General features: G+C 62.0%; 16 protein-coding genes. 2 read left to right on the top strand and 14 right to left on the bottom strand.

What is annotated here, in order from left to right:
- Window positions 1-6: 6 nt before the first annotated feature.
- From J9870_RS13970 to J9870_RS29735, 11 genes are all read right to left on the bottom strand, one after another.
- Window positions 7-330 (bottom strand): hypothetical protein, encoded by a 324-nt coding sequence (locus J9870_RS13970; RefSeq protein ID WP_210644939.1) that lies wholly within the window; start codon window positions 328-330, stop codon window positions 7-9.
- Between the two features lie 22 nt (window positions 331-352).
- A complete protein-coding gene (locus J9870_RS13975) occupies window positions 353-1,348 on the bottom strand; it encodes a zinc ABC transporter substrate-binding protein (RefSeq protein WP_246883123.1) in 996 nt (331 codons plus the stop codon).
- Window positions 1,345-2,250: a metal ABC transporter permease gene (locus tag J9870_RS13980; RefSeq protein WP_210644941.1), complete on the bottom strand. Its 906-nt coding sequence runs from the start codon at window positions 2,248-2,250 to the stop codon at window positions 1,345-1,347. The genes J9870_RS13975 and J9870_RS13980 overlap by 4 nt, the downstream gene beginning before the upstream one ends.
- Window positions 2,247-2,927: a metal ABC transporter ATP-binding protein gene (locus tag J9870_RS13985; protein WP_246883124.1), complete on the bottom strand. Its 681-nt coding sequence runs from the start codon at window positions 2,925-2,927 to the stop codon at window positions 2,247-2,249. Before J9870_RS13985 ends, J9870_RS13980 begins: the two co-directional genes overlap by 4 nt.
- Before the next feature lie 14 nt (window positions 2,928-2,941).
- The gene (locus J9870_RS13990; RefSeq protein WP_210644948.1) at window positions 2,942-3,874 is read right to left on the bottom strand and encodes a zinc ABC transporter substrate-binding protein; all 933 of its coding nucleotides are present in this window, start codon (window positions 3,872-3,874) and stop codon (window positions 2,942-2,944) included.
- Entirely contained in the window at window positions 3,871-4,635 is a 765-nt protein-coding gene (locus tag J9870_RS13995) for a hypothetical protein (protein ID WP_210644949.1), read from the bottom strand. The genes J9870_RS13990 and J9870_RS13995 overlap by 4 nt, the downstream gene beginning before the upstream one ends.
- Window positions 4,605-5,093, bottom strand: coding sequence for a DUF6644 family protein (locus J9870_RS14000; protein ID WP_210644951.1), 489 nt, complete (start codon window positions 5,091-5,093; stop codon window positions 4,605-4,607). Before J9870_RS14000 ends, J9870_RS13995 begins: the two co-directional genes overlap by 31 nt.
- Before the next feature lie 39 nt (window positions 5,094-5,132).
- Entirely contained in the window at window positions 5,133-5,615 is a 483-nt protein-coding gene (locus J9870_RS14005; protein ID WP_210644954.1) for a DUF6644 family protein, read from the bottom strand.
- A gap of 21 nt (window positions 5,616-5,636) precedes the next feature.
- Complete coding sequence (locus J9870_RS14010; protein ID WP_210644957.1) at window positions 5,637-7,145, bottom strand: alpha/beta hydrolase domain-containing protein; 1,509 nt, start codon at window positions 7,143-7,145, stop codon at window positions 5,637-5,639.
- Between the two features lie 32 nt (window positions 7,146-7,177).
- Entirely contained in the window at window positions 7,178-7,942 is a 765-nt protein-coding gene (locus J9870_RS14015) for a hypothetical protein (RefSeq protein ID WP_210644959.1), read from the bottom strand.
- A gap of 145 nt (window positions 7,943-8,087) precedes the next feature.
- On the bottom strand, window positions 8,088-8,483 hold the full coding sequence (locus J9870_RS29735; RefSeq protein ID WP_348772631.1) for a DUF6152 family protein: 396 nt from the start codon (window positions 8,481-8,483) through the stop codon (window positions 8,088-8,090).
- A gap of 153 nt (window positions 8,484-8,636) precedes the next feature.
- Here J9870_RS29735 and J9870_RS14020 point away from each other — a divergent pair, with 153 nt between their 5' ends.
- Entirely contained in the window at window positions 8,637-9,974 is a 1,338-nt protein-coding gene (locus J9870_RS14020) for an alginate export family protein (protein ID WP_210644961.1), read from the top strand.
- Window positions 9,975-10,073: 99 nt separating this feature from the next.
- Here J9870_RS14020 and J9870_RS14025 read toward each other — a convergent pair whose 3' ends face one another.
- From J9870_RS14025 to J9870_RS14035, 3 genes are all read right to left on the bottom strand, one after another.
- The gene (locus J9870_RS14025; protein ID WP_109755427.1) at window positions 10,074-10,637 is read right to left on the bottom strand and encodes a cytochrome b/b6 domain-containing protein; all 564 of its coding nucleotides are present in this window, start codon (window positions 10,635-10,637) and stop codon (window positions 10,074-10,076) included.
- A 107-nt stretch (window positions 10,638-10,744) separates the two neighbouring features.
- Window positions 10,745-12,199, bottom strand: coding sequence for an aldehyde dehydrogenase family protein (locus J9870_RS14030; RefSeq protein WP_210644963.1), 1,455 nt, complete (start codon window positions 12,197-12,199; stop codon window positions 10,745-10,747).
- A gap of 43 nt (window positions 12,200-12,242) precedes the next feature.
- On the bottom strand, window positions 12,243-13,616 hold the full coding sequence (locus tag J9870_RS14035) for an aspartate aminotransferase family protein (RefSeq protein WP_109755429.1): 1,374 nt from the start codon (window positions 13,614-13,616) through the stop codon (window positions 12,243-12,245).
- 215 nt (window positions 13,617-13,831) lie between these two features.
- Here J9870_RS14035 and J9870_RS14040 point away from each other — a divergent pair, with 215 nt between their 5' ends.
- A complete protein-coding gene (locus J9870_RS14040) occupies window positions 13,832-14,794 on the top strand; it encodes a helix-turn-helix domain-containing protein (protein ID WP_210644965.1) in 963 nt (320 codons plus the stop codon).
- The last annotated feature ends 7 nt before the right edge of the window (window positions 14,795-14,801 follow it).

Below are 14,801 nucleotides of genomic sequence, written 5' to 3' on the forward strand. Positions count from 1 at the left end.
TCGCTTTCACCTTGAAATGTCGGAAGACTGAATCGTGAGTTCATGGCCGGCGCCACCGAGGAACACCACGGAGTAGTTTCCGGTGGGGGGCTGGAATGCGTAGGTGTTGTCCTTGCCGACTTCGCCTTCGAGCAACACCTTGTTGCTTGGGTCCTGAACATGGATTTTTCTGCCGGCGGCCGAGCTGCCATCGGTGAAGCCCACCTCGCACTTCACCTGGTTATCGCCCTCGATGTAGCAATCGAAGACCGGGCCATGGGCGAAGCTCGCCTGGCAGAACGCCAGAGCGCCCGCCATCGTTATGCGCAGTGCTGAACCTATGGGTTTCATAACGCCTCGTCGTCAAGATCGATCATTGGGCAGGCGACTGGCCGTCGCCTCTCGTGTTGTCGTTGCCAGCTGCGGCGAAGGCCGCCAGCAAGGCTTCCAGGTTCGAGCCCAGAAGTGCTTCGTATCCGTTGGCCGTGTCGGCGAGTACTCCCGGGTTGCCCGTATCGAGTACCAACAACCGCGCGCCCCCGTCCTCGATGGCTTTGACGATCCTGGCGTCCGGTGCCCACTTGTGGACCACCACGCGAATGTCGCGCTCGCGCAGGTAGTGGGTCAGCGCGGCGTAGTCAGCGTCGCTCCAGTCGATGTCCTGTCGCACGAACCAGCCGTCGACAAATACGCTGAATTCGCCGAACAGGTAGATGAACTCATTGGCCAGCGACAGCACGCGCAGATCCGGCACCGCGTTCAGGCGGGCACCGTAGTCGGCCTTGAGCCGGCGCAAGCGGTCTTCAAGTGCGGCAAGGTTGCGCTGTATTCGCGGTGCATCGGCGGGGGCCAGGCGCGACAAGTCGGCGGCGATCAGTGCCGACATGCGCATGGCGTTGACGGGACTGAGCCAGGCGTACGGCGACGGGCTCTCATCGACATCGCTCGCCGCGGCCCAGGGAACGTCGCTCGACGGTATGCGGGTCACCGCCACGCTGGGTTTGGCCGTGTCCCATGAGTGCGAGGCATCGATCTCGATGATCCGCAGATTGTGGTGGCGCGCCGCCGCATACAGCGGGTCGGCGCGCCAGAGACTGCTGAGGGTGACCACGGCTTCGGCTTGCTGGAACACCTTGGCATCCAGGCGTGACAGCGCGTTGGCCTGGCTTTCCATGGGCACCGCAGCTTGCGCTGGAAGACGGACGACCTCAAGGTTCGTGCCGTCGCTGAGTGCCGAGGTGAGCGCATACACGGCAGGCAGGGCGACAAGCACCTGCTGCCTTGCGTTATCGGCAAAGGCCGAAAACGGCAGGCCCAGCAACAGGGCCAGCATCGTCAGCCAGGATCTGTAGAACCCTTTCCTATTCATACGCTGGCCCCCCTGAACCGGGACGTGGTGGCGCGCATGACGGTGGTGGCGACAAATACCAGGGCGGCGACTATCACGATTGCCCCGCCCGTTGGTACGGGGATGTGGAATTGCATCGGCACCAGGATGCCAACCACGCAGGAAAAGGTCGCAATCAGGATGGCGCGCGCGACCAACCCCGGGAGCGAACGGCTGATGTTGCGTGCCGCCGCCGCCGGTATGAGCAGAAGGGCTTCGACGAGTACGGCGCCGATGATTTTCAGGCAAGCGACCGTCACCAGGGTGACCAACACCACAAACAGGTACTCGACGCTTCGCACTCGCACACCGCGAGCATGGGCCAGGCTCGGATTGAGGCTGGCCAACAACATGCCGTTGTACAACGGCAGTCCGAGCAAGGCACACAGCGCCGTTACGCCAAGCAGCACGTTCATATCGGTGTGGTCCACCGCCAGGATGGAGCCGAACAGCACGCTTTCCATCACGTGGGTGTTGATCTTTGCCGACACGAACAGCAACAGCGAGGCACCGACCGCCAGCGAGATGGACAGGAACACACCGATCAGCGTGTCATTGGCCAACGTGGTGCGATGCTGCGTGTACTTGAGCGTCAGCGCGAACAGCAGGCAGAAGCCGAACATCGAGAAGTAGGGGGAGGTGTAGGATTCGCCGATCAGCACGCCAATGGCGACGCCGGTCATTGCCGCGTTGCCGACAGACTGACTGAAAAACGCCATGCGCTTGATCATTACCATCGTGCCCAACACGCCCAGCAACGGTCCGATGAGCACTGCGCAGAGCAGGGCATTGATCACGAACTCGTACTCGAACGGTTGCGGCAGGATGCCACTGGCGGCGAGCGCCTGCAGGTGGTTGCGAATGAAGTCGTACAGGGCGTTCATTGGGCCCCCTCCAGCGAGTATGCGACTTGGTCGGGAGCGCCATGAAACAGCACCCTGCGGTTGATAACCGTCACCGATTGGGCGATGCGCCTGACTTGTTCCAGGTCATGGTTGATCCACAGGATGGTGACGCCACGGCCGTGCAACTCGGCCACCAGTGCCTCCACCAGCCGTACCCCCGACTCGTCGATGCCGGCAGTCGGTTCGTCGAGGATCAGCAACCAGGGCGCCGGACTGATCGCCTGGGCCAGCAATACTCGCTGGCGCTGGCCACCGGACAGGCTGCCAAAGGGTTTGGTGCCCATTCCAGCCATGCCGGTACGAGACAGGGCCTCGGCATTAGCCGACTTGGCGGATCGGTTGGCACCCAGGAAGGCCGGCCGGCGTTGACCGAGAAGGGCCATGAGATCGTTGACCGTCATCGGCACGTTGCGGTCGAAGTCCGGCAATTGCGGGACATAGCCCATGGGTGTCGTGACCTGGCCCTCGAAGCGGACCGTTCCCGAATGCGGCATCTGGCCCAGCAGGGCGCGCACCAGTGAGGTCTTGCCGCCACCGTTCGGGCCGATCAGGCAGTGCAGCGCCCCGGCTTCCACCCTAAAACTGACGTCTTCAAGCACTTGCGTGCCTCCCAGTCGCAGGGAGACGTTGTCGAACACTATGGCGGGACCGCGCATTGCTTGTTTCTCCTTCATCGCTGCATGAACTCAACGGCTTCGGCCAGGGTCTCGAGGTTTTCGCGCATCGCCACCTCGAATTCGTCCGCGCTGTAGGTATCGCCGGTGATGTGAGACAGCGAGAAGACCTTCACGCCAGTGGCGGCCTCGATAGGCTTGGCGAGATCGAGGGAGAAGTTTTTCTCGGCGAACAACACCTTCACATTGGCCTTCTTGATTGCGTCGATGGTGTTGGCCAGCTGCCGCGCGGTCGGGGCGACGCCGTGACGGGGCTCGATCACGGCGCTCACGAACAGGCCGAACTCCTGCATCATGTAGTCGTAGCCGGCATGCGTGGTCGCGCAGCGGAAGGAAGACAGGTCCAGCGCGGCGAAGCGGGTCATGAAACCGGCCCGTAGCGCGCGGATGCGCGCGGCATAAGCCAGGGCGTTCTGTCGATACGCCGTAGCGTTGGGCGGGTCAAGCTCCCCCAGCCTGCGAGTGATCTCGAAGACCTGCTGTATCGCTGCCGTGGTGGAAACGAAGGTATGCGGATTGACCACCTTGGCACCGTCCTGGTCGCCGCCGATGGGAATGAGGGCCACCGAGGCATTGGCCTGGATGATCGGCAGCGTCGCCCCGCGACCGGCGGCCTTGATGATCTGGAAGGCCCATTCATCGTGGCCGATGCCGTTGACGACCAGGGCATCGAGGGTCATCGCGCGGGTGATGTCGTCGGGCTGCGGTTGATAGTTATGAGGGTTCGCTTGCGCCGGAATGAGCGCAACGACCTCGGCCCGATCACCGACGATGTTCGCCACGAAGCTGTAATAGGGGTGCAGGGTGACGCCGATCCTGAGCTTCTTGGCCAAAGGGGCCGTCGGGCCGGCGAATACAAGGGTCGGTATCAGCACCAGCAGCGCAAGGCAGCTGCGCCACAGTGCGCGGTGTCTGGTAGAAACGGTCATGGCTGGTTTCCTTTTACACGTTCGACTTCGCTGGCACCGTCGTAAGGAATGACCTGGCGCCAACCTTGGCCGACCAACGATTCGGGCTTGACGATGCCTGGGTAAGGTGCGTACGGGTCGCGGTGGATCCAGATCGTCGCCTGGTTGGCCCACATGACACCGGCATGGGCGTGCCCAATGACGAGCAGGTAGGCGCTCTGGCCGGGCGCGCGACCGGCGGAGCCGTAGTAGACCGTGGCGCCCTGGCCCAGGGTGGCTTTCGAGACGTCGCTGGGGGGCGTCGGGGTGCCGGCGTCGTCGTGATCATCGACGGAACCGGCGTGAGGCAGGTGGGTGCCAGGCAAAATCAACTGCCAGTTCACCTCGCCATTGGTCTTCCAGAAGGCGTCTCGGTAGAACGGCGGCAGCAAGATCTTCTGGGCTTGCTCCAGGGTGATCCAACCGCCGGTGTCGTTATTGTTCCAGATGATTTCTTCACCGGCGGGCAGCAGGGCGCTGTGGATGGCCTGATCGACTGCACCGAGGCCATCGAAGGAACGCACCTGCCAGCTCAAGGGGGTTGGTGGGCCGGCGTGCTGTGGGCGCAGCAGCACATAACCTGTCACGCTGGCGATAATTGCCAGGGCTGCAAACAGCAGGGCCAGCGACTCCCAGCGGCTGGAAGCCGGGCGCACGACATGGACCGCGCCGTTTACGTCATCGCCGGGGCTGGTTCGCGACAGGTTGGCCATCAGACAAACCCGATCCAGCGGCCAAGGCATATCACGCCCATCCACAGCGCCAGCGAGCTGAATCCGGCGATACGTGCCTGGCTGGGAGGCGGCAGGGTGGTGTCCCACTCGTCGATCCGGCGATAGGCGCCCAGGTGGAATATCCCCATGTTGACGCCGGCCAGCAGCAACAGCCCCATCTTCCACCAGAAGACGCTGTTCTGCGCATAGGTGGTGGCGTTGGAGGCGAACATGAGCAGGCCGGTGATCACGCAGGCTGTGAAGGCAACCCAGGTGAATGGCAGCAGTTCCTGGATCAACCGTAGCGCGCTTCGACGGTGGGAGGCGATGCCGAGCAGGCGCAAGTCGACGACGGCGATGGTTCCGAACACGAGGGCGATGCCGATCACATGCACCGACTCCAGGTTTGGAAAAATGGAGCCCGACTCTCTGATATATGCTGCGATCGGGGTGGCCTCGAGGGCTTGCAGTATCGATTGAATGTCCATGGCGAATACCTGAGAAAACGTTCGTTGAAAACGCTGGGATCAGTAAGCAATCCAGCGACCACAGAAGATCACGCCGCACCACAGGGCGATCGACAGCCAGGCCAGCGCCTTGATGGGAGGCTTCTCGTCAGCGCCTTGTGCCTGAGCAGCGGGGCGCAGCAATGGACGTCGAATCGACCAGGCCATGGTGAACACGGCAACGACCAGGAACATCTTCAGCCAGAACGTCGTGTTGACCAGTACGCGGTCTGGCTCGCCGATGATCATCACCAACCCGGTGAGGAGCAGGACGATGAGTGCGGCGCGCATCCACGGGTAATAACGGCGAATGACGCCGCGCAAGGGTTCGTCCGTGGCGAACACACCGGCCAGCCGCAGGTCAGAGATCACGGCGGCGCCGAAGATCACCGCGATGGCAATGATGTGAACGCTCTGGATGGTGGGCACGACCCAGGACAGGTCCCTGATGACGGTGCTCAACGGTGTCGCGTAGATCCAGGCGATGATGAGTTCTGGTGACATTTGCTTTGCTTCCGCGTGGGGTTAGAAGTCTTGAGGTTTTGCGATCGGACGCAGGCCCTTTGCATCCTCCGGGAGGAGATAGCCCTGCTTGATCGAGAGCTTTTTGGCCTCTTCGAATGCTTGTTCGTAGTGGCTGAAACCGCCGTAACGCTGGCCAAGCGCTTCCTTGGAATAGGGCACCTTGGTGTCGTAGATCAGGCCGCAACCGGTCTCCTGGTCCGTGAGGTAGGTCGCGCTGGGCACCTGGATCCACGGCGGGCGTACGCCCCCTTGCAGGTTGCCGGTGGCGGGGTCGCGCGCGGCAGCCTTGCCTTCGCGCAGGACTCGCGGCGCCTTCGGCATGGCTTTGCCCTCGCGCACCCATTGGTCCATGCCATCGAGCAGCGCCGAGACGACCAGCTCCGCTGGTTCGTCGTACAGCGTCCGGCACCGTGGGTCGTCGCCCTTGCCGACGTCGGCAGCTAACAGTTCGGTATGCTCCGTACCGAGGTCGGCCAGCCGCAGATGCGGTATGCCGGTCACTTCGTAGTAGCGAAGCTGCGGGCTGTCGGTATCCGGCGGCAGGTCGATGCCTTCGATCACGTCGTGCATCAGTTCGGACTGGCTGTAGACGGTCACGAATGGCACGCCGTCGGGCATCTGTCGTGGTAGCCGGATGACGTCGCCACCGACCTCGCCATAGGCCATGCGGCCTGTCATGTAGGCATCGATCAGTGGCCTTGCGTCAGGCATGCGCCATTGCTGGTGGCGACCCTGGTCGAGGTAGTCCATCCAGACTTGCGCGGTCACGGCCCAGCTATTGACGTAGACTCGTTTCACGTCGAGGCCTGCCAACGGGCCTTGCGCCGTATTGGTCTTGAGCAGCAACGCCAGTTGCGCCGCGATGCCCTGGGACTGTGGAACGAACGGATCGGGACCTGCACCGCGCGTGAAACGCTCCGGATCGTAATAGGTGCCCAACGGCGCATAGCGTGCGTAGTCGAAGCGGCGCATGAACTCGAAGTTCACGATCCGTCCGTATTGGGCGACCTGCTCGGCCTCGGCGGCCGGGGTGTCCGAGATGAACTTGGGGTCGACGGCCGGCTTGTTCATGTTCAGCGTGTAGCCGACGTACGCGTAGCCACGCCGTAGCAAGTAATCACGGGTCAGGATCCATCCCGCGGCACGCTCGCCAAACCAGCTGAACGGCTCGATAACCACCGTGCCGTTGAAGTGCGCGGGGTCTGCCGGCTTGCGCACCAGAATGCGCGTGGTATAGGGCGCCTCGAAGAGGGTTTTGCCCGCAGCGGTGATGGCCGGGGCGACGCCTTGCAGGTAAAACTCCTCTTCGACGTAGTCGTACATGTCGAGGTCGCTGTGTTCGGTGCCCGGTCGTTTCGCCGACGACAGCGGTGGCACGCTGGAGGGCGGCACGGCAATGATCGTGGGCATGCGGGGCACCTCGGCGAAGGTGTTCGAGGTCAGCATCAGCGACAGCAGGACGCCTTGCAGCGTTGGCCGCAGGATACTGATGGTCATCGGTCGTTCCATCCGGTCACCTCCAAGGGGTCATTGATAAGGCTTCACTCACGGCTGAGGGACGCCTTGCCCTCGCTGTCGATCACGATCTGGTTGTTCTCGCAGACATACTCTTGAATGGCGTAGTCGGAGCGCTTGTAGTCGAACGTGAAGCGATACGGGGTGTTGAGCACCTGTGGATCTTCAATCAAAACTTGGTCCTCCAAATGGTCCGGTCCCCGCAGCCTGATGCGTTCGGTGATCTTCATGTCCGCACCATGGGGAACGTCATAGAACGTCACGTCCGTGCGCACACGTTGTGTCTCCACGACGAGCGTGTCGCCTTCCCAGTGGCCTCGCGAATGGCCTTGGTACTTGGGGTCGAGCTTCTCTTTTGGTGGCATTGCCTGGTTCAAGAGAATCCGGCGTACCTGCTGGAGGTATTCGCCAAGGACGACCACTTGCTTGTCGTCGTGAATGATCTGGATCGGGAAGAGCGCCGCCATCAACGTGGGCATGCCCTCGGGCAGGCACTTGGAACTCGTCGTGGCCAGTGGCGTCCCGGCTTCGTTCGCGGCGGCCTGTTTTTTCTTCAGCTCCGCGTATTGGCTGGCATAGGGTTCCTTCAGGTCCATCGGTCCGCCCGGGTGCACCGGCTCGTCCGGGTTTTCACCGAACCAGTCGTCCGGGGTTCTTTCCCAGGTGCCGCTGATGTCCGGGCGCTTGTCGTGCTGGGTCTTCGACGCTGCCGCGTTGCACATCCCGGCGACGGTCACGAGGACGACGCCGAGGAAGATCGTTGCTGCGCTCAAGGTTCGTGTCGGTTTCATTGAAACGTCTCCACGCTGCTGGCCTGTTTGGTTCGATTGAGTTCGGTGGTCATGAAGCGGAGGAGGGACTTCGCCTAACCGCCGCCCGAGAGCACGACGTCACCGATCTTGATCTCCACGAGCAGTCCTCCCGGGTCACCGTTTTTCAGCGGCCTGAAGGACACCTCGGCGCTTTCGCCAGCCTTGATCGAATCAGCGTTCCAGCCTGCGCGCTGCAGCGCATTGACACTGCCTGTCTCGATCTTGAAGCGCTGGGGGGCGGGCCGGGCGTATCGAGGTAAATCGTGATGTGCGGATTGGTCCAGGCAAAACGCTCGACCACACCCTGGACCGTGACCATCTTGGTCTGGTCGAAAAGCGCGAATGAGTGGTGAGCGGTGGCCAGGGACGGTAGGGCACTGCAAGCGACGATGGTCAGCAGGCAAAGCCCCTGACGAAACAGCGGGGATGGGGTCATGACGGATGCCTCGTTCTTATGCGTTCTTATGGCCCCAGCATAGGGGGGACACCTGCGCAGGCCGTAGCCCAAAACGGCAACCATTCAAATCCCAGGACAGGTTTTTCAGTGGGCAGCGATGGGACCAGGGGAATAGGGGCGCCGCCCTGTGCACATGCTGATTTGGGCTACCGCATGGGCAGCCCGAGTCGGAACACTCATGACTCGCCTCATAAATATAAAAACAGGAGAGACGTCATGCGCACCCCTCACTACGCTCCATTAATTTCGCTGGTTGCACTCTGTACATTGGGGCCGCAGGCACAGGCCTACGAGCTCTACAACGAAGACGACGGTGCTACCGTCCTGAATGCCGACCTCTGGGCGGGGTTTGGTTGGTTCGGCAGTGAAAAGAATTACCTCGCCAACCCGCAGGAGGAACCCGGCAGGATGCGATGGCAGGAGGGCTTCGCCAAGTACGGTGTAAACGGCACGACGGACAAGATCGGTCCCGGCTCGATCTACGGCGGGTTCAGCCTGATCAGCACAGGCTCATGGGGCGATGGGGACGCAGGAGCGATCACCGCCGGGAATGAAAGAAGAACGGCGGTAGAAGATGCCTATCTGGGCTGGAAGTCAGGCGATCTGATTCCCGCCCTGGGTACGGACGGCGTTGATTTCTCCTTTGGCCGGCAGCTCGTGACGGTGGACGGTTTCCTGATCACCGACGACGGGTTCGCGCCCGGCAAGGCCTTCAGCCCCATCCCTGGTGTGGCGGACGGTCGGTTCAATCGCGGCGGCGCCTTTTACCTCGGGCCGCGGTTGGCCTTCGGCAATACGGCCGTGCTGAAGCTGGGCGGTACGCAGGGGCTTCATGGCAGCCTGATGTGGTTGAAGTCGGACAATCCCGGACAGTCGGAGACCGAAGTGGCGGCCGCCACCATCGACTACACGACGGCCATCGGCTCGATCGGTTCGACCTATGTGCACGGGCTGGATATCAATGAGCGCTATGCTTTCGCCGACCGGAGTGAGCGCAAGGGCATGGATATCTACAGCATTCGCGGCCAGGGCAATGCCGGCATCGACAATGCCGATTTCGCGTTCGAGGTGGCGCGCCAGGAAAAACGTTCGGGGTCGCAGCGGGCAATGTTCTTCGACGCGGGCTACACCTTTGCCGACGTCAAATGGCAACCGGCGGTGAGTTATCGCTATTCGCGCTATTCCGAAGGCTGGGACTTCCTGTTCCAGGGCGGTTTCCGCAAGCGTTACCAGGGTGAAGTCGCCGCGAACTACGCCGGTTCAGTGACCTCGAACATGCAAATCAACGATGTGCTGTTCTCGGTGCAGCCGACCGACAAGCTGACACTCAACGCGATGTACTTCCACTACCACCAACTCGCCGACCGGGATGCTCAAGACTTCAGTGCTCGTGAAGTCGACCTGTACCTGGACTGGATGGTGACGGACAACGTCACGCTGTCGCCGCTGGTGGGTTTCTACAAGCCAAAGAAGTGGCTCGAGGACGGTGGTTTGCAGAGTGGGAGCGCATCAACCAACACTTACTTGCAGTTCATCGTGTGGGTGACGTTCTGATCTGAGTCGCCGCTGGCGGCATCTGTTGCAGGGAGTTTGATGCGCAGGCGCCACCGGCGGTGGCGCTTTCCGGCGGGAGAGGTGATTAAGACGGGACGGTCACAGCATGCGGCGCAGGACGTCGTTGCGAGGGTCCGGGTCGAAGAAGCGATGCTTCAGAGCGCCGGCGACATGCAGCACGATCAGGCCGAGCAGGGTATAGGCGAGCACTTTGTGCAGCCACTGGAAGACGACGAACCAGTCGTCATTTTTCGGTAGTAGCTCCGGCAGGTTCACCCCAAAAAAGAATACCCCGTCGCTCATCGTGTAGGTGCTCGACATCGAGTAACCCATCAACGGCACGATGACGATAAGTACGTACATGGCACGCTGCACAAGCTGTGACAAAAACCGCTCATGTCCGGCCAGTGTTTCCAGGGGCTGTGGAAGCTTGGGGGTGCGCCAGCGCAGGGTGATCTGGACCAGGACCACCAACAGCATCAACACCCCAAATGATTTGTGCCAGGGGTAATAGAGCTCGTATTTGCTTGCCACTTCATCATTCATCCCGGTCATATGCCAGCCAGCCCAGAGGAGGCCGGCGATGAGCACGGCGCGCACCCAGTGCAACATACGCAGGGACGTAGGATACCGATCAATTGTTGTTTGATTTACCGGATTCATCGCAGTCTCTCCATCGATCATCAAGGCATCGGAATGCACATTTGAACGGCCACCCTCTACGACACAGGGGCTTGGAGGGTGGTCCGGTCAGTGCGCTTTTTTTGTTCTCAGTTAGGCAGCAACACGGTGATGACCTTTTCTTCGGTATAGGCCAACGCGCCGCTGAACCCGCCTTCACGGCCAATGCCGCTGGACTTGACGCCGCCCCAGGGCAGGTTGGCGTCCAGCGGGCTCCAGCAGTTGATGCCCACGGCACCGGCCTTTACCGCCGCGGCAACGCGGTGCGCTCGCACCAGGTCGCTGGTCCAGACCGTGGCCGCCAGGCCGTAGGTGGAATCGTTGGCCATTGCGATCGCCTCATCTTCGCTGTCGAACGTGATCACCGTGCCAACGGGACCGAAGATCTCGTCTCGGGCGATCGCCATGTCATTGCGGGCGTTGGCGAAGATGGTCGGCTGCACAAACCAGCCCTGCTCGGGGTTCGATACGCCGCCGGCCAGCAGGGAGGCGCCTTGTTCGATGCCCAGCTGGATGTAACGGTTCACGCGCTCGAACTGTGCTTTCTTGGCCACTGGCCCCATCTGCACGTCGGGCTGTCGAGGATCGCCCACCTTGACCGCTCGGGCGGCATCGGCAAGCGCTGCGGCGAAGCGATCGGCGATGCTGCGCTGCACCAGGATACGCGAGCCGGCGGCACAGACCTGGCCCTGGTTGACGAACAAGCCGAGCGCGCAGCCGCGCAACGCGTCGTCGAAGGACGCGTCGTCAAAGACAATCTGTGGGCTCTTGCCGCCCAGCTCCAGTGCCACACGCTTGAACAGCACGCCGGCGGTGCGCTGGATCTCGCGTCCGGCCTCGGGGCTGCCGGTGAAACTGATCTTGGCCACGTGCGGGTGTTCGCACAAGGCGCGACCCACCTGTGCACCGTAGCCGGTAACCACGTTGATCACACCATCAGGGAAACCCGCTTCCTGGGCCAGCGCAGCCAGGTGCAGGGCCGACTGCGGGGTTTCTTCCGAAGGCTTGATGACCACGGTGCAGCCTGCCGCCAGCAAAGCGGCGAGCTTCCAGACCGTGATCATCAGCGGCGAATTCCAGGGCACGATGGCACCGACCACGCCCACCGGCTCGCGCACCGTGTACGAGAGGGTCTTGCTGCCGAAATAGCCACCGGTGGGAATGGTGCGCCCCTCCAGCTGGTTGGCCCAGCCGGCGGCGGCGCGCAGGTTGGCGATTGCGTTGGGCAGGTCCATCCGGCGCGGCTCGACCGGGGAGCGACCGATGGCGTTGGCGTCCAGATCGGCCAGCAACTCGGTGTCGCGTTCCACCAGGTCAGCCAGCTTCGACAGCAGTCGACCGCGCTGGGCGCCGTCGAGCTGGCTCCAGGGGCCACCTTCGAGTTGGCTGCGCGCTGCCTCCACGGCGCGGTCCACATCCGCGCTCGTGCCGCGTGCGGAGCTACCGTACACCTGCTCTGTCACGGGGTTGATGAGGGTCATGCGCCCACCGTCGGAGGCTTCGAAGGACGCTCCTTGGATGAAGTGATTCAGGTGCTGAGTCATGTTAGGGGCCCTGCGTAATGTGAGTGATCGGGGGTTGCACGCCTCATGCTTCGAGGGAGGCCAGGGCGTCGCCAAAGATGTCCAGCGCCTTGAAAAACAGCGAACGTGTGATCGTCAGCGAGGGCATGACGCGCATCACGTTGCTGTAGCGACCGCAGGGAATCATCAGCACGCCGTGGTTCAGCAGGTAACCCATGAGTTGACCGATCTTGGCGCCCTCCAGCGGTGCTTTGGTGACCGGGTCTTCAACCAGCTCGATACCGATCATCAGGCCGCGACCGCGAACCTCGCCGACGAAGGGGCTCTTGAAGCCACGGATACGTTCCTGTGCTTCCAGGCCCAGCGTGTGAGCGCGATTGAGCAGATCGAGCTCCGGGTCCTGCAGGATGCTGATGTTGGTCAGCGCCACTGCCGCAGACAACGAGTTGGCGGCGAAGGTATTGGGCATCGATCCGTCAGGAATCGCGGCCGCCAGGTCCGAACGCATGATCAGGCCCGCCATCGGCAGGTCGCTGCCAATGCCTTTGCCGAAGGTAAGCATGTCGGGCTTCACGCCCGAGTGCTCGACCGCCCACATTTTGCCGGTACGCCCCGCGCCGGACTGCACTTCATCGACGATCAACAACGCGCCGCTGAGGTCGCAGGCCTTGCGCAACAGCTGCAGGAACTCTGGCGAGGGAGGCACGTAGCCGCCTTCGCCTTGTACCGGCTCCACGATCACGGCGGCCACGTCATCGGCGGCGGTGTAAGGGGTATTCAGCAGGTAATCCACGTAGTCGCCGGCGATCTGTTCGGCGCTTTTGTGCGTGGTGTCGAAGGGGAAACGGTAGGCGTAAGGGTAGGGGGCGTGAATGACGCCACCCATCTGGGCGCCGTAGCCCTTGCGGTAGGCCGTGCCGGTCGTCAGCGCACCGGAGGCGTTCCACACGCCGTGGTAGCCGCCGTGGAAGGCGATGATCTGGTGCCGTCCGGTGACGCGCTTGGCGAACTTGATCGCGGCCTCCAGCGCATCGCTACCGCTTTGCGTGAAGAACGTAATGCAATCGCCGCGCAAGCCGTCGGGCGCGATCTCGGAGAGTTTGGCGGCCAGCTCAGTGCGCCGGGTGCTGTTGACTTCCAGGGCGTGCATCAGCACTTCGGACTGTTCGCGGATGGCCTGCACCACTTTCGGGTGGCAGCGACCGACGCTGCTGACGCCTACGCCTGCGGACAAATCGATATAGGTGTTGCCATCGGCGTCCTTGAAGGTTGCGCCGAACGCCCGGTCCATGGCCACGGGCATGCGTCCGCCGCCGCGGGCCATCGACTCGGTACGTGCTGACAGCGCCAGGGCCTCTGTGGTCTTGGGGCCGGGAATGGTGGAAATGATCCGCGGTGCATCCGCGAAGTGGAGGGATTCAAGCTTGGTTTCACTCATGACGGTCTCTCAGGATGTCGGTTTCAGTGTCTCGATCATCCCCGTCGCTTCTGTCTGGCCGGTAGCCCGAATCGGCACATTGGGAGGCACGCCTCGAACGCTTGTTTCGAAGAGCGGCCCCTTGTATAAAGAAATTTGCATAATTCTCTTAATATGAGAATATCGCCAAAGAAGGCAACCTAAAAAGAAGAATATTGGCCGAGGCTTTCGTCATCATGAAAAAACAGAACATCAGCCACTTTCGTGATATCCATGTCCACGCCGCTACCGTCCAGGAGTGGAATCAGGACTACAGCCAGTTAACCGCTGGCTCGATCGAGAGTTCGCTCATACAGTTGACGACGGCGCGTTGCCACATATTCCGCGAGCAGATCAACCAACGCGTGGTGCAGCATGGCGTGGCGCCCCAGGGCAAGATGTGCTTTGCCGTGCCCATCACCGTCCCGGGTTCGATTCGGATGCAGGGGCGGGATGTGGACGACAGCAGCCTGTTCTTTCTTCACGGTGGCGAGGAGTTCATGTTCCACATGCCGATGGGCATGGAGCTGCTGGCCATTACCTTCGAACGTGAACTGTTCGAGCAGGCGCTGGCACAAACGGCATCGGCCAAGGAAATCAGCCAGTTGCTGCGTCAGCCGGTGATCAGGGTCTCCCCGCAACGCTATGCTGACGCTCGACGTCGAATGCTGGCGGTATTCTCCCAGGCGCTCTCGAACGAAGATCTCGACAATACGCAAGATCGGGAGCTGGAACAGGCCATGCTCGGCGAGTTGCTGCAACTGATGACCGACCCGGCCTGCGACAAGCAGCAGCGCATTCCAAGCTCCACACGCAGCTTCATTGTCGAGAAATGCCATCGCCTGGCGACCGCGGAATTGAACAACGTGCCCAGCGTGGACGAGTTGTGCCAGCGACTCCAGGTGAGTCGACGTACCGTGCAGAACAGCTTCCGCTCGGTTGCCGAGACGACCCCCATCAATTACTTGCGCTCCGTGCGGCTCAACGGTGTACGCCGAACCTTGATGTCCACCCGGGCCGCGAACCTCTCGATCGGTGATGTCGCGGCCCAATGGGGCTTCTATCACCTCAGTCATTTTGCGGCGGAGTATCAGGAACTGTTCGCAGAATTGCCTTCCCATACCACCCGCGCGGCCATCGCCGATTGTGCGCGCGCCTGAGCATCTA

The organism is Pseudomonas sp. Tri1 (assembly GCF_017968885.1).
Classification (GTDB): domain Bacteria; phylum Pseudomonadota; class Gammaproteobacteria; order Pseudomonadales; family Pseudomonadaceae; genus Aquipseudomonas.

Excerpts from the sequence above, each read along its gene's own strand:
- J9870_RS13970 (WP_210644939.1), bottom strand. The coding sequence starts at position 330 with ATGAAACCCATAGGTTCAGCACTGCGCATAACGATGGCGGGCGCTCTG.
- J9870_RS14030 (WP_210644963.1), bottom strand. The coding sequence starts at position 12,199 with ATGACTCAGCACCTGAATCACTTCATCCAAGGAGCGTCCTTCGAAGCC.
- J9870_RS13985 (WP_246883124.1), bottom strand. The coding sequence starts at position 2,927 with ATGCGCGGTCCCGCCATAGTGTTCGACAACGTCTCCCTGCGACTGGGA.
- J9870_RS14010 (WP_210644957.1), bottom strand. The coding sequence starts at position 7,145 with ATGGAACGACCGATGACCATCAGTATCCTGCGGCCAACGCTGCAAGGC.
- J9870_RS29735 (WP_348772631.1), bottom strand. The coding sequence starts at position 8,483 with ATGGTTGCCGTTTTGGGCTACGGCCTGCGCAGGTGTCCCCCCTATGCT.
- J9870_RS14040 (WP_210644965.1), top strand. The coding sequence starts at position 13,832 with ATGAAAAAACAGAACATCAGCCACTTTCGTGATATCCATGTCCACGCC.
- J9870_RS14015 (WP_210644959.1), bottom strand. The coding sequence starts at position 7,942 with ATGAAACCGACACGAACCTTGAGCGCAGCAACGATCTTCCTCGGCGTC.
- J9870_RS13995 (WP_210644949.1), bottom strand. The coding sequence starts at position 4,635 with ATGCCTTGGCCGCTGGATCGGGTTTGTCTGATGGCCAACCTGTCGCGA.
- J9870_RS13990 (WP_210644948.1), bottom strand. The coding sequence starts at position 3,874 with ATGACCGTTTCTACCAGACACCGCGCACTGTGGCGCAGCTGCCTTGCG.
- J9870_RS13980 (WP_210644941.1), bottom strand. The coding sequence starts at position 2,250 with ATGAACGCCCTGTACGACTTCATTCGCAACCACCTGCAGGCGCTCGCC.
- J9870_RS14025 (WP_109755427.1), bottom strand. The coding sequence starts at position 10,637 with ATGAATCCGGTAAATCAAACAACAATTGATCGGTATCCTACGTCCCTG.
- J9870_RS14000 (WP_210644951.1), bottom strand. The coding sequence starts at position 5,093 with ATGGACATTCAATCGATACTGCAAGCCCTCGAGGCCACCCCGATCGCA.
- J9870_RS14020 (WP_210644961.1), top strand. The coding sequence starts at position 8,637 with ATGCGCACCCCTCACTACGCTCCATTAATTTCGCTGGTTGCACTCTGT.
- J9870_RS13975 (WP_246883123.1), bottom strand. The coding sequence starts at position 1,348 with ATGAATAGGAAAGGGTTCTACAGATCCTGGCTGACGATGCTGGCCCTG.
- J9870_RS14035 (WP_109755429.1), bottom strand. The coding sequence starts at position 13,616 with ATGAGTGAAACCAAGCTTGAATCCCTCCACTTCGCGGATGCACCGCGG.
- J9870_RS14005 (WP_210644954.1), bottom strand. The coding sequence starts at position 5,615 with ATGTCACCAGAACTCATCATCGCCTGGATCTACGCGACACCGTTGAGC.